This is a genomic window from Kitasatospora sp. NPDC002543 (assembly GCF_053594915.1).
On record NZ_JBSFWR010000013.1, the window covers coordinates 17,111 to 29,172 of the forward strand.

Sequence of the window (12,062 nt, forward strand, 5' to 3'; positions counted from 1 at the left end):
GGGAACGGCGCGGCACCCGGAGGACCGGGCGCCGCACCGGAGTCTGTCAGACGTCGCTGCGCACCAGCCGCACCGCTGCGCCCGCCAGCGCGAGCACCGTCCACAGCAGGAAGACCAGCAGCCCGGCGGTCGGGGACAGGGTGGTGGTGTCGTGGTGCAGGGCGAACATCGCCTCGCCCGCGTGGCTGGGCAGGTAGGGGCTGATGTGGCTCTGCCAGGACGTGGGGAGCAGCGAGACCAGACCGGGGACCAGCATCAGGGAGGCCACCAGCACCGAGATGCCGCCGGCCACGGAGCGCAGCAGCGCGCCCAGGGCGACGCCGATCACGCCGACCAGGGCGAGGTAGAGGCCCGCGCCCAGCAGGCCGCGCACGGCACCGGCGCTGGAGAGGTCCATCGCCACCCGGGTGCCGGAGAGGATGCCGCTGTCGGCGAGGAAGGCGACGAACACGCCGACGGTGCCGAGCACCAGGGCGATCACGCCGTAGACGGCCGCCTTGGACCACAGGACCGGCAGCCGGCGGGGAACGGCGGCCAGGGTGGAGCGGATCATGCCGGTCGAGTACTCGCCCGCGGCGATCAGTACGCCGAGGACGCCGAGCGCCAGCTGGGCGAAGTTGGTGCCGAACAGGGAGAGGCTCAGGGCGGAGGCGTCGGCGAAGTCCCGGTCCATGTGCCGTCCGGAGTCGATCCTGGACTTGAACTGGACGGCGGCGATCAGACCGAAGGCGACCAGGAAGAGCAGGGCCAGGCCGAGGGTGATCCAGGTGGAGCGCAGGGACCACAGCTTCGCCCACTCCGAGCGCAGCACGCGGACGGCGGTCACCTTGTAGGCGGGGCGCGCCGGGCCGGGGCCGGCGGGCGCGGCGGTCTGGCTGGGTGCGAGGGTGCTCATGCCGCGCTCCTCGGGGTGTCGGTGGCAATGGCGGTGGCGGTGTCGGTGTCGGTGTCGGCGGTGGCGCGGCCGGCGGTGGCGCCGGCGGTGGTGCCGCCCTGGTACTCGACGGCGTCCCGGGTCAGGTCCATGAACGCCTCCTCCAGGGAGACGGTGCGGGTGGCGAGCTGGAACAGGGCGATGCCGTGCTCGGCGGCGGCCAGACCGATCTCGCGCGCGGTGCGGCCGGTGACGAGGAGCTCCTCGGAGCCGGAGCGCCCGGTGATCTCCACGCCGGGCCCGGCCAGCACGGTGCGCAGCGCGCCCGGGTCGGCGCAGGCCACCGTGACGGCGTCGCCGCCGGCCTGGCGGACCAGCTCCCGGACGGTGGTGTCGGCCAGCAGCCGGCCGCGTCCCACGATGATCAGGTGGTCCGCGACGAGGGCGACCTCGCTCATCAGGTGCGAGGAGACGAAGACGGTGCGGCCCTCGGCGGCGAGCGAGGTGAGGAGGTTGCGGATCCACAGGACGCCCTCGGGGTCGAGACCGTTGACCGGCTCGTCCAGCATCACCGTCGCCGGGTCGCCCAGCAGGGCGGCGGCGATCCCCAGCCGCTGGCCCATGCCGAGCGAGAACGCCCCGGCCCGCTTGCGCGCCACCGACCGCAGGCCGGTCAGCTCGATGACCTCCTCGACCCGGCGGCGCGGGATGCCGTGGGTGTGGGCCTGCGCCATCAGGTGGTTGAAGGCCGAGCGGCCCGGGTGGATTGACCTGGCCTCCAGCAGCGCGCCGACCTCCTGGAGCGGGGCGGCGTGCTCGGCGTAGCGGCGGCCGTTGACCCGCACCGAGCCGCCGGTCGGCGCGTCCAGTCCGACGATCATCCGCATGGTGGTGGACTTGCCCGCCCCGTTGGGCCCGAGGAAGCCGGTGACCGTACCCGGCCGGACCGTGAAGTCCAGCCGGTCGACGGCGGTCTTCTCCCCGTACCGCTTCGTCAGCTGGTGCGCCTCGATCATCGCTCGCCCTCCTGCTCGTGGGCCGGGCCCTCCCGGCCGCCGACACCTCCCACGCTAGGTTCGCGAGCGGGCCGATCCGCGGTACCCGGGGCCCGTCCTCGCCGGAGCCGTGGTACCCGGGTACCACGCCGTGGCCATCGCCCGCAGGGCGCGCCCGGGGCTCAGTCCAGGCCCCGGCCCCGGCGGAACCGCTCCGTGAGGGCCTCCGGGGCGACGAGCGGGGCCGGGTAGCCGGGGACGGGGCCGAGCAGCCACGGGCGGTGCGCGGCCGGCCCGGACAGGTGGGCGAGTTCGGGCACCCAGCGGCGCACGTACGCCCCGTCCGGGTCGTAGCGGTCGGCCTGGCGCAGCGGGTTGAGCACCCGGTTGGGTCGGGTGTCGGTGCCGGTGCCCGCGACCCACTGCCAGTTCAGCTGGTTGTTCGCCACGTCCCCGTCGACCAGCAGCGACAGGAAGTGGGCGGCGCCGATCCGCCAGTCCAGGTACAGGTTCTTGGCGAGGAAGCCGGCCGTCAGCAGGCGGGCCCGGTTGTGCATCCAGCCCTCCTCGGCGAGCTGGCGCATCCCGGCGTCGACGATCGGGTAGCCGGTGCGGCCCCGCCGCCAGGCCTCGGCCTCCCGCTCGTCCCGGTGCCAGCGGTCGTCCCGGGCCCGGTAGTCGCGGTGCGCGGCGTCCGGGCGGGCGGCGAGGACCTGGTGGTGGAAGTCCCGCCAGGCGAGCTGCCGGACGAAGGCCCGCGCCCCCTCGCCGTCGTGCCGCAGCGCGCGTTCGACGAGCTCGGTGGGGGACAGGCAGCCGAAGTGCAGGTACGGGGAGAGCCGGGAGGTGGCGTCCGCGGCGAGGTCGTCGTGCACCTCGGCGTACGCGTCGACGTCCCAGCGCCGCCACTGCCGGCGGGCGGCGGACTCGCCCCCGGGCGGCAGCGCGGGCGAGAGCGGCCCCGTGAGCAGGAGGTTCTCGCTGCCGATGCCGTCCGGGGTGTCGATCGCCCGCGGCGCGCCCAGCACGGTGCGGCGGGGGGCCTGCTGCCAGGCCCGGTGGTACGGGGTGAAGACCGCGTAGTGGTCCTTCCCGGCCGGGGTGATCCGGCCCGGCGGGACGACCGTCACCGAGGCGTCGTGGACGTGCAGGCGGTCGCCGAGGGCCGCGCGCAGCCGTTCCTCCCGGCGGTGGGCGAAGCCGCTGACGCCCGCCGCGACGTGCACCGCGGCGGACCCGGTCGCGGCCCCGGCGGCGGCCTCGGCCTCGGCGGCGACCCGGGCGGTCTGCTCGGCGGGCTCGCCGCGGCGCACGATCAGCCGCGAACCGGTCCGGCGCAGCGAGGCGTCCAGGTCGGTGAGGCAGTCGGCCAGGAAGGCCTGCCGGTTGGACGCGGCGAAGCCGGCGGCCTCGACGGCCGGGTCCAGGACGAACAGCGGGACGACCCGCTCGGCCGTGGACCGGGCGGCGTGCAGCACGGGGTTGTCGTTCAGCCGCAGGTCCTGGGTGAACAGGGCGATGGAGACGGTCACGGGCGGGGCCTCGCAGGTGGTGCGGTGGGGGGTCAGGAAAGTGGTACCCGGGTGTTCGGAGCCGATCGCGCCGCGGATTGGTCCGAACGGCCCCGTCCTCGCGGTCGGCGGCGCCGGTACGGGAGGGCGCCGCGGAGGCGTGGTGCGCGGTGGCCGGCGCGTGAGAGGCTCGGCCCATGGAACAGCGCGTACTCGGCCGCACCGGCCGCCCCGTCTCGATCGTCGGACTCGGTACCTGGCAGCTCGGCGCCGACTGGGGGGACGTCCGGGAGGAGGACGCCCTGGCCGTGCTGGAGGCCTCGGTGGAAGCCGGCGTCACCCTCTTCGACACCGCCGACGTCTACGGCGACGGCCGCAGCGAGCGGCTGATCGGCCGCTTCCTGAAGGACCGGCCGGACGCCGGGGTGTTCGTCGCCACCAAGTTCGGCCGCCGGGCCGAGCAGCGGCCCGAGCACTACAACCTCGCCAACTTCCGTTCCTGGGCCGACCGTTCACGGGACAACCTGGGCGTGGACCGGCTCGACCTGGTGCAGCTGCACTGCCCGCCGACGCCCGTCTACTCCTCGGACGAGGTCTTCGACGCCCTGGACACCCTGGTCGAGGAGGGTCGGATCGCCTCCTACGGGGTGAGCGTGGAGACCTGCGCCGAGGCCCTGACCGCGATCGCCCGCCCGAACGTCGCGAGCGTGCAGATCATCCTGAACGCGTTCCGGCTCAAGCCGCTGGAGCGGGTGCTGCCCGCCGCCGAGGCCGCCGGGGTGGGGATCCTCGCCCGCGTGCCGCTGGCCTCGGGCCTGCTGTCCGGCCGGTACGACGCGAACACCGTCTTCGGCGCGGACGACCACCGCACCTACAACCGCCACGGCGAGTCCTTCGACCAGGGGGAGACCTTCTCCGGCGTGGACTACGCGACGGGCGTCGAGGCGGCGGCGGAGTTCGCCGCGCTCGCACCCGAGGGCGCGAGCGCGGCGCAGACGGCGCTGCGGTGGGTCACCCGGCAGCCGGGCGTGACGACGGTGATCCCCGGCGCCCGCAACGTGGCGCAGGCCCGGGCCAACGCGGCCGCCGGCGAGCTGCCGCCGCTGCCGGAGGCCACCCTGGCCGCGGTCCGCGACCTGTACGACCGGCGGATCCGGGCCCAGGTGCACGCCCGCTGGTGACGGCGGGCCCCGGAGCCCGCGGCCCTCACGACGACCGTCGGGGCGGCCGCGCGTTCCGAGCCCGCCGGTCCGGGGACCGGCCCTCCTCGCGATCGGCGGGCTCCCGCTCCGAAGGGCGCGGACCGTTGCCGTCGGGCGTGCGCCAGGAGTCGGCGCGGGCCGCGGCCGCTCCTCTGCCCGGCCGCGGCCGTCGGCGGTTCAGGTGGTGGTTGCCCCAGGCGAGCGCGCCGATCAGCAGTACGGCGAGGGCCAGGGCGGGCACGGCGACCGCGATCAGGGACGGTCCGTCGGGCGTGGCCGTGGGCGGTGGGACGGGCATGGTCCGCTCCTCTCGTCGTGGTCCGGTCCTGGTGGTCCGGTCCTGGTGTTCGGGCCGCGGGCCCGGCCCCGGGGGGAGGACCGGGGCCGGGGCGCCGCGTGACGCCCGCCTACCCCGACCGCCCGGCGGCATGCCCCCGCTTCCGATCAGGGCAGCAGTCGGGCGAGAGCGGCGTCGATGTCCAGGTGTGCGGCCTCGGTGCCGGCCGGTACCAGGCGGAAGGAGTCCAGCAGGAACGCCGCCACGACCTCCGCGGGGACGCTGATCACGGCCCGTGCGGACGGGGACCGCAAGGTGATCAGCACCCGGCCCTCCGGCCCGGGGGAGACGGTCACGTCCCCGCAGCCGGTGGGGGCGTGCTGTCCCCGGTCCAGCAGCTCGCGCGCGAAGGTCCACCGGGCCAGGTCGTCCTCGCCGAGCGGGGGAAGGCCAGGCACACCGCGTACGGCGAGGCGGTGTCGAACCGCAGCTGCGCCTCCACGGCCACGTCGGGGTACGGGCCCTCGGGCAGGGTGACGGCGGTGGACCAGGAGGTGGCGACGGTCATGCGGTGAACTCCCGTTCTGGCGTTGGCACCGGTCGGCCCCCCCGGCCCGGACGGCCGGTGGCGGCAGCGCTCGATTACCCGCCCGCCCGGGGCGCATTCCTCGCCCGCCGGCGCGAGCGCCCGCCCGGCATGATCCGCCGATCGGGTGGTTTCCGGGGCGAGGGATCGGGCAGTCGCGGGACGATCCCGCCGCCTTGGCGGTCGTTCGTCCGCGCCCCGGCGCGGCCGGGCCCCGGAGACGCCGTGCCCGGCCGAGGCCGGGCCCCGTGCACCGGCCACCCGGACCGTACGCGCGCCGACGGCCGGGCGGAGGGCCTCCACCACCCGTGCGGAGCCGGCCGACGGCTCCCCCCCAACCGGAAGGATGTCAGCGATGGGCATCGTCATCAGCAGCCCGCTGCCGGAAGCCGAACGCACGACGGTCGGGAACGCCCTCCAGGGCACCCTGGTCGACCTGCTGGACCTCTCCCTGGTGGCCAAGCAGGCGCACTGGAACCTCTACGGGCCCCGGTTCCGATCCGTCCACCTCCAGCTCGACGAAGTGGTGGCCACCGCGAGGGACTTCGCGGACCAGGTCGCCGAACGCGCGGCGGCGATCGGGGTCAGCCCGGACGGGCGGGCCGCCACGGTGGCCGCCACCAGCGGCCTGCCCGGCTTCCCCGAGGGCTGGACGGCGGACAAGGCGGTCGTCGAGCACCTGGTGACGGCGTTCGCCGCGGTCATCGGGCGCCTGCGGGTGCACATCGAGGAGACCGGGCCGGCCGATCCGGTCAGCCAGGACCTGCTGATCGGCCTCACGGCGGAACTCGAGAAGCACAGCTGGATGTTCCAGGCCGAGAACCGGAGTTGAGAGCCCCGGTCGCTCCGGCCGGTCCGCCCCGGAAGACTCCCGAGCCCCGCCCCCGGCACAACGGTCGCCGGGGGCGGGGCTCGGGAGTCAGCGCGTACGGGTGACCGCGCGGAGCCTCACGGCGCCACGGTGTCCGCCGCGGGCGGCTCGGGCTCCTCGTCCTCGTCCGGCTGCCCCTTCCGCCGGACGTCGGCCGGGGTGGGCGCACTGATGGAGCGTTCCTCGGCGGAGCGCTCCCGGGCCCCGACCGGGCCCTCGGCCTTCGCCCGGACATCGCGCGGCGTCGGGGCCGTGATCGCACGCTCCTCGGCGGACCGTTCCCGCGTCGGCTCGTCCGGCTGCGCACCGTGGTCGTCGGATGTGGTCATGGGCTCGTTCCCCTTCCCGGGTTCTGGGCTTCGACGGATGGGATACCGGACGGCTGCCCCGGATGTGCGGTTTCGAACCGTTTCGAACCGTTTCGAACCGGGAGGGCGCTGCCGGACGGTCCCGGTCCCGCACGGCGCAGGTCGTTACGGCGGCGGCCGGCCCTCCGACCGTAACCCGGGTCCGGGAGCCGCGCCGCCGGACGTGACCGCGGCGCCACCGGCCCCCTCACGGGCCCCGTTCCCGGTGGCGGGCGGCGATCCGGGTGCCCACCAGGACGGCCGTCGTGAGCCGGACTGCGCTGAAGAACGCCAGGACACCGGTGCCGTGCACCCGTGGCGCGGCCAGGAGCAGCGACGTGGTCACGAGCAGGACGACGATGCCGAGCGGCACCCGGGCGAGCCGGCGGAAGGCCAGGGCGGCCCCCTGCCGGGGCCCGGGACGCACCGTGCTCAAGGCCGCCGGTCCCGCCCGTCCCCGGGTTCCCGCTCGCCCCGTTCCTCGGCGCGGGCGGCGGACCTGCGGTGGCGCAGGTACCAGACGGCCAGGGCGATGACCACACCCGCCGCGATCACCAGCGCGAGGACCCGTCCGACGGTGCTCTCGACCCGGGTGTAGGCCGCCCCGGCGAAGTACCCGAGGAGGGTGAACCCGACACCCCAGAGGAGGCCGCCGAGGGCGTTGAACAGCAGGAACCGGCGATAGGGCATGCGGGACATGCCGGCCAGTGTCGGCACCATGGCGCGGAAGAAGGCGACGAAGCGGCCGAAGAAGACGGCGGCCGGCCCGCGCCGGCGGATCAGCTCCTGGGCCCGGTCGACCCGGCCGGCGTGGCGCCGCATCGGGCGGGTGTCGAGGATCCTCGGGCCGATGTGGCGGCCGATCTCGTAGCCGGCGGTGTCACCGAGGACGGCCGCGCAGACGACGAACAGGATGATCCAGCCGAGGGAGATCCGGCCCTGCTGGGCGAGGAACCCGCCGAGCACGGCGGCGGTCTCACCGGGGACGACGAAGCTGAAGAACAGGGCGTCCTCGACGAACACGAGGCCCGCGACCACCAGGTACCCGACCGGGCCGGACAGACCGCTCAGCCACTCGGTGATCGAGTGCATCAGCCACCCCGTTCCGGACCGGCGCCCCTCTCCGCCTCAATGTAACGCCCCCCGCCCCCGGCGACCCGGTGGCCCCTCGCCCCCGCCGTCCTCGTTCCGCGTCGGTCGACGGATCGTGACCGGCTCCCCGCGGGTAATTCGGTTGACCGGGAGTGCCCGGTGCGGCTGCACTTCGGGGGGCGCCGCGCGATGCGGAGCCGGTGATCAGGGGAGGCAGCAGCACCACATGGAGATCCGTTCCACGACCGACAAGGACCTCGACGCTTTCGTCGGCACCTTCCACGCCGCGCTGGGGCGCTTCCCCGACGCCCCGAACGCGGACGGCGGCGGGGTCTGGTGGGCGGCGACCGAGATGGACCGCAACCTGCTCACCGTGACGGCGGACGGGCGCCCCGTCGGCACCGCCGGGGCGTACACCTTCGAGCTCACCCTGCCCGGCGGGGTCGTCGTCCCGACCTCCGGGGTGACGGCGGTCGGTGTCCTGCCCACCCACCGGCGTCAGGGCCTGCTCACCGCGATGATGCGGCGTCAGCTCGCCGACGTGCGGGAGCGGGGGGAGTTCCTCTCCGTGCTGCTGGCCTCCGAGGCCGGGATCTACGGCCGGTTCGGCTACGGTCAGGCGACGTACACCGGGCGGCTGACGGTCCAGCGCCACCGGGCCGCCTTCACCGCCCCTCGGGCGCGGCGGGCGGAGGGCGCCCCGGAGGCCGGTTCGGTGGAGCTGCTGCGGCGGGCCGAGTGCGGGGAGCTGGTGGAGCAGGTCTACGACCGCTACCGCCGGGCCCAGCCCGGCGCGCTGTCCCGGCCGCGCCGATGGTGGGAGCTGGGGGCGGGGCAGGTCCCGATCGCTCCGACGCCGCGCTACGTGGCCGTCCACCGGGATGCCGACGGCACTCCGGACGGGTACGCCGCCTACTGGGTGGACGGGGACACCCTGACGGTGGACGAGACCGTCGCCGTCGACGACGCCGCGTACGCGGCGCTGGCCCGGTTCGTGCTCGGCCACGACCTGGTCGCCACGGTCGTGTTCCGGCACTGCGCGCCGGACCACCCGCTGCGCTGGCAGCTCGCCGACTACAACGCAGCCGAGAGCACGAACACCGACTGGCTCTGGGTGCGGCTGCTGGACGTGCCGCGCGCGCTGGCCGCGCGGGCCTGGTTCACGGACGGCGAGCTCGTGCTGGACGTCGACGACCCGTTCCTCGGCGAGCACCACCGGTACCTGCTGACCGTCCGGGGCGGGAAGGCCGAGTGCGTCCCGACCGACCGGGAGCCCGATCTGTCCCTGGACATCCGCGACTTGGGGGCGGTCTACCTCGGCGGCACCGCCCCGAGCACGCTCGTGCGGGCCGGGCACATCCGGGCCCACCGCCCCGGCGCGGCCGTCCTCGCCGACGCGCTGTTCCGTGCCGAGCGCGCGCCGCACTGCCTGCACTGGTTCTGATCCAACGCGCTGAATCCCGGGGCCCCCGGTGGGCCGTAGCGCCGCCGTCGGACCGAAGCCGAACGCCGTCCCCGCCCGTACCAGGGCGGGGACGGCGTTCGGTTTTTCCGCGTTCGTCCCGACATGCCGTCAACAGCGAGCCCCGGGGCAGGGCCGACCGCCCGTGAGGGGAAGTCAGCTTGCCCGTGAGGGCAGGACGGTTGCCCTCGGCGGACAGACCCGGGGTGAGCTGCGGGTGAGTCGGCTTTGTTCGTTCGGGTGCACTCTGCAACAGTGTCCGTCGGGTGTTGACATGGTCACGGGATGTGAGAGGGGGCGCGGGGGCGGGAATGCGGGGGACGGGGTTTTCGGGGACGAACGGGGCACGGGCGCCCCACCGGTGTCAACGGGGCGATCGGCGCGCCCTTCCCGCCCGCGGCGCGCCCGGCGGCCGGGGGAGGGAAGGGCGTCCTGCGGGCGCCGGTTCAGTTGCCCTGTCGGATGTCGCTCAGCGTCCCGCTGACGTTGAGGAGTTCGTGGCAGCCGGGCGCCTGCTTGCCCGAGGCCGGGGTGCCCGGCACCTCGCAGGTCACGTTCGCCGTCACGGCCTGGTCCTCGGGGACCTGGATGGGGGTCACCCAGTGGTAGTCCTGGTTGCGGAAGGTCTCCAAGGCGATGGTGGTGATGGTCTTGTTGCCGGCCGTGATGGTCACCAGCCCCTGGTCGCCCTGGAAGTTGGCGACCACCAGGTCCGTGATGTCGAAGACCTTGCCGTGTGGCACCAGGTAACTGCCCGTCGCGGCAGCGCCGTTCGCCGTCTGCACGTCGATCGTGGCGGAGCTCTGCTGGCCGGTGCCCGGCACCGCCAGGCCGCCCGGTCCGGGGCCGCCCTGACTGCCCGGTCCGGTGGCCGGCTTCCCGGCGCCCGGCTTGGTCTGGCCGCCGGGGGTGTTCCCGGCGCCCGGCGCCGAGGGGTTGTCGCCGGCCGGTGCGCCCGCGGGCGGGGTCGGGGTGGCGATCTGCTGGGCGACGGCCTTCTCGGCGGCCTGCTTGGCGGACGTGCGCACCGCCGGGCGGACCAGGGCGAACCAGGCCAGCAGCAGGGCGATCAGCAGGGCCAGCAGCGCGAGCAGCCACTTGGGGAAGATCGGCAGCTGGAGGAACTCGCCCTCCAGGACCGGCTTCAGGACCGGGTCGGCGGGGGTCTCGGGCTCGGGCTTCGGCGCCTTGTCCTCCGAGGCCTTGGCGTCCTTGCCGCTCTTGCCGTCCTTGGAGTCCTTGCCGTCCTTGCCGTCCTTGGAGTCCGCCCGTTCCTCCGGGCCGACCGTGACCTCGAACGGCCAGGTCGCCGGCTTGCCGAACCAGATCAGCTTGCGGGTGCGCGCCTGCACCCGCACCTCCCCGGACTCGCCGGGCTCCAGGCGCAGCTTCTCCGGCGCGATCGCGAAGCGCAGGTCCTCGCCGGCCTGCCCGGGCGTGAACGCCACCGCGGCGGGCGCGTTCCCGAGGTTGCGCACCGAAGCCCGGTAGCGCCCGCGCAGCCAGCCGCGGCGGCGGCGCGGGGCGAGCGCGGCCCGCAGCTCGTGGAACGGCGTCACGGTGACGGTGGCCTCCGGGACGGCCACCAGATCGGGGCGTTCGACCGGAAGCACCCGGATGCCGAGCGGGAACTCGCCGGCCCGGGTGGAGGAGGAGCGCGGCGGAGCCAGCCGGACCGTCACCGTCTCGGAGGTCCCCGGATAGAGGGAGACCCGGGCGGGCTCGACCGTCGTCCATGCGGCGCAGTCGCCGACCGCCTCGAAGGTGTAGGCCTCAACGATGTCAAGATCGTTACGTACCGTCAGGGTCGTGGTGGCCACGCCACCGGGGGCCACCGTGAGTGCAGGCAGGCCGAGTTCGGCGGATGTGGTCATAGCGTGACGGTAGGGCCGTACGGCATCCGCGGAAGAGGGCCGTACGGGCAAGCTATGGGCACGCCCCTTGCCCGTACGGACCGGCCGAAGCCCCTCCCGGCGCCGCCGCAGGCCCTCACCGGCCGCGCGAGACCCGCCGGCCCCACATTCCCCCGGCCGGCCCCGCCCCGCGGCGGCCAGCCGTCACCCTCGCAGGACCAGAGAAATGGAGTAGTCGATGACGTCGACCGATACAACCCGTGAGGAAGCCGTCACCGCACGCCGGATCGGAGCGGCCCCCCGCTCCGGCACCACCACCGCACCGCGCGTCCCCGAGCAGCTGCGCGGCAGGCGGGGCGTGCGGGTGGCGGTCTTCGCGGAGGACCTCATCCTGCAGACCGGCGTGATCCAACAGCTGCGCCAGCGGCCCGAGGTGGAGTTGCTCAGCGAGAGCGACGCCGGACGGGCGGAGGTCTCCCTGCTGGTCGTCGACGCGCTGACCGACACGGTCACCGAGCACCTGCGCCGGCTGCGGCTCGCCACCTCGGGCCGGATAGGCCTGGTGGTGGGGCACTTCGAGGCGGGCGGACTGCAGACCATCGTGGAGTGCGGCGTCGCGGCCGTCCTGCGCCGGTCGGAGGCCGACCAGGACCGGCTGGTGCACCTGATCACCGCGCTGGCGAACGGCGAAGGCGTGATGCCCGGCGACCTGTTGGGCGAACTGCTCGACCGGATCGGGATGTTGCAGCGCACCATGCTCGACGGGCGCGGCCTGACCCTCTCCACACTGACGGCACGGGAGGCCGAGATGCTGAAGCTGGTGGCGGAGGGCTTCGACACCAGCGAGATCGCCACCAAGACCTCGTACTCCGAGCGCACGGTGAAGAACGTGCTCCACGAGATCATCACCCGCCTGGGGCTGAGGAACCGGGCCCACGCGGTCGGCTACGCGATGCGCCGCGGCCTCATCTAGCGTGACGTGGTGCCTCGCC

The 12,062-nt window shown here is 74.8% G+C and carries 13 protein-coding genes; 4 read left to right on the forward strand and 9 right to left on the reverse strand.

Going from position 1 to position 12,062, the window contains the following annotated elements:
- Window positions 1–46: 46 nt before the first annotated feature.
- The 3 genes from ACWD4P_RS08460 to ACWD4P_RS08470 all read right to left on the reverse strand — a co-directional run bounded on the left by ACWD4P_RS08460 (window position 47) and on the right by ACWD4P_RS08470 (window position 3,401).
- Window positions 47–895 carry an ABC transporter permease gene (locus tag ACWD4P_RS08460; protein ID WP_359823346.1) on the reverse strand — a complete coding sequence of 283 codons (849 nt, stop codon included), beginning with the start codon at window positions 893–895 and terminating at the stop codon, window positions 47–49.
- Window positions 892–1,890, reverse strand: a complete 999-nt coding sequence (locus ACWD4P_RS08465) for an ABC transporter ATP-binding protein (protein WP_449779034.1) — start codon at window positions 1,888–1,890, stop codon at window positions 892–894. Before ACWD4P_RS08465 ends, ACWD4P_RS08460 begins: the two co-directional genes overlap by 4 nt.
- Window positions 1,891–2,051: 161 nt before the next feature.
- The gene (locus tag ACWD4P_RS08470) at window positions 2,052–3,401 is read right to left on the reverse strand and encodes a cryptochrome/photolyase family protein (protein ID WP_449779035.1); all 1,350 of its coding nucleotides are present in this window, start codon (window positions 3,399–3,401) and stop codon (window positions 2,052–2,054) included.
- Between the two features lie 176 nt (window positions 3,402–3,577).
- Here ACWD4P_RS08470 and ACWD4P_RS08475 point away from each other — a divergent pair, with 176 nt between their 5' ends.
- Entirely contained in the window at window positions 3,578–4,561 is a 984-nt protein-coding gene (locus tag ACWD4P_RS08475; RefSeq protein ID WP_449779036.1) for an aldo/keto reductase, read from the forward strand.
- Window positions 4,562–4,586: 25 nt separating this feature from the next.
- Here the strand turns inward: ACWD4P_RS08475 and ACWD4P_RS08480 are convergent, their stop codons facing one another.
- Complete coding sequence (locus ACWD4P_RS08480) at window positions 4,587–4,880, reverse strand: hypothetical protein (RefSeq protein ID WP_449779037.1); 294 nt, start codon at window positions 4,878–4,880, stop codon at window positions 4,587–4,589.
- Between the two features lie 146 nt (window positions 4,881–5,026).
- Window positions 5,027–5,317, reverse strand: coding sequence for an SsgA family sporulation/cell division regulator (locus tag ACWD4P_RS08485; protein WP_449779038.1), 291 nt, complete (start codon window positions 5,315–5,317; stop codon window positions 5,027–5,029).
- Window positions 5,318–5,800: 483 nt separating this feature from the next.
- Between ACWD4P_RS08485 and ACWD4P_RS08490 the strand changes: the two genes are divergently transcribed.
- Complete coding sequence (locus ACWD4P_RS08490) at window positions 5,801–6,277, forward strand: Dps family protein (protein ID WP_449779039.1); 477 nt, start codon at window positions 5,801–5,803, stop codon at window positions 6,275–6,277.
- A 116-nt stretch (window positions 6,278–6,393) separates the two neighbouring features.
- On the opposite strand, the gene ACWD4P_RS08495 is transcribed toward ACWD4P_RS08490, so the two are convergent.
- From ACWD4P_RS08495 to ACWD4P_RS08505, 3 genes are all read right to left on the reverse strand, one after another.
- Window positions 6,394–6,645 (reverse strand): hypothetical protein, encoded by a 252-nt coding sequence (locus ACWD4P_RS08495; RefSeq protein WP_359823363.1) that lies wholly within the window; start codon window positions 6,643–6,645, stop codon window positions 6,394–6,396.
- 226 nt (window positions 6,646–6,871) lie between these two features.
- Window positions 6,872–7,099 carry a hypothetical protein gene (locus tag ACWD4P_RS08500; RefSeq protein WP_449779040.1) on the reverse strand — a complete coding sequence of 76 codons (228 nt, stop codon included), beginning with the start codon at window positions 7,097–7,099 and terminating at the stop codon, window positions 6,872–6,874.
- Window positions 7,096–7,755 carry a DedA family protein gene (locus tag ACWD4P_RS08505; RefSeq protein ID WP_449779041.1) on the reverse strand — a complete coding sequence of 220 codons (660 nt, stop codon included), beginning with the start codon at window positions 7,753–7,755 and terminating at the stop codon, window positions 7,096–7,098. The genes ACWD4P_RS08500 and ACWD4P_RS08505 overlap by 4 nt, the downstream gene beginning before the upstream one ends.
- A 226-nt stretch (window positions 7,756–7,981) precedes the next feature.
- On the opposite strand from ACWD4P_RS08505, the gene ACWD4P_RS08510 reads away from it, so the two are divergent.
- Window positions 7,982–9,199, forward strand: a complete 1,218-nt coding sequence (locus ACWD4P_RS08510; RefSeq protein ID WP_449779042.1) for a GNAT family N-acetyltransferase — start codon at window positions 7,982–7,984, stop codon at window positions 9,197–9,199.
- 464 nt (window positions 9,200–9,663) lie between these two features.
- Here the strand turns inward: ACWD4P_RS08510 and ACWD4P_RS08515 are convergent, their stop codons facing one another.
- Entirely contained in the window at window positions 9,664–11,091 is a 1,428-nt protein-coding gene (locus tag ACWD4P_RS08515; protein WP_449779043.1) for a COG1470 family protein, read from the reverse strand.
- A gap of 217 nt (window positions 11,092–11,308) precedes the next feature.
- On the opposite strand from ACWD4P_RS08515, the gene ACWD4P_RS08520 reads away from it, so the two are divergent.
- Complete coding sequence (locus ACWD4P_RS08520) at window positions 11,309–12,043, forward strand: helix-turn-helix transcriptional regulator (protein WP_359823372.1); 735 nt, start codon at window positions 11,309–11,311, stop codon at window positions 12,041–12,043.
- Window positions 12,044–12,062: the final 19 nt, after the last annotated feature.

Bases quoted from the DNA above. Each gene is read 5' to 3' on its own strand.
- ACWD4P_RS08505 (WP_449779041.1), bottom strand. From the start codon at position 7,755: ATGCACTCGATCACCGAGTGGCTGAGCGGTCTGTCCGGCCCGGTCGGG.
- ACWD4P_RS08515 (WP_449779043.1), bottom strand. From the start codon at position 11,091: ATGACCACATCCGCCGAACTCGGCCTGCCTGCACTCACGGTGGCCCCC.
- ACWD4P_RS08490 (WP_449779039.1), top strand. From the start codon at position 5,801: ATGGGCATCGTCATCAGCAGCCCGCTGCCGGAAGCCGAACGCACGACG.
- ACWD4P_RS08480 (WP_449779037.1), bottom strand. From the start codon at position 4,880: ATGCCCGTCCCACCGCCCACGGCCACGCCCGACGGACCGTCCCTGATC.
- ACWD4P_RS08460 (WP_359823346.1), bottom strand. From the start codon at position 895: ATGAGCACCCTCGCACCCAGCCAGACCGCCGCGCCCGCCGGCCCCGGC.
- ACWD4P_RS08510 (WP_449779042.1), top strand. From the start codon at position 7,982: ATGGAGATCCGTTCCACGACCGACAAGGACCTCGACGCTTTCGTCGGC.
- ACWD4P_RS08465 (WP_449779034.1), bottom strand. From the start codon at position 1,890: ATGATCGAGGCGCACCAGCTGACGAAGCGGTACGGGGAGAAGACCGCC.
- ACWD4P_RS08495 (WP_359823363.1), bottom strand. From the start codon at position 6,645: ATGACCACATCCGACGACCACGGTGCGCAGCCGGACGAGCCGACGCGG.
- ACWD4P_RS08520 (WP_359823372.1), top strand. From the start codon at position 11,309: ATGACGTCGACCGATACAACCCGTGAGGAAGCCGTCACCGCACGCCGG.
- ACWD4P_RS08475 (WP_449779036.1), top strand. From the start codon at position 3,578: ATGGAACAGCGCGTACTCGGCCGCACCGGCCGCCCCGTCTCGATCGTC.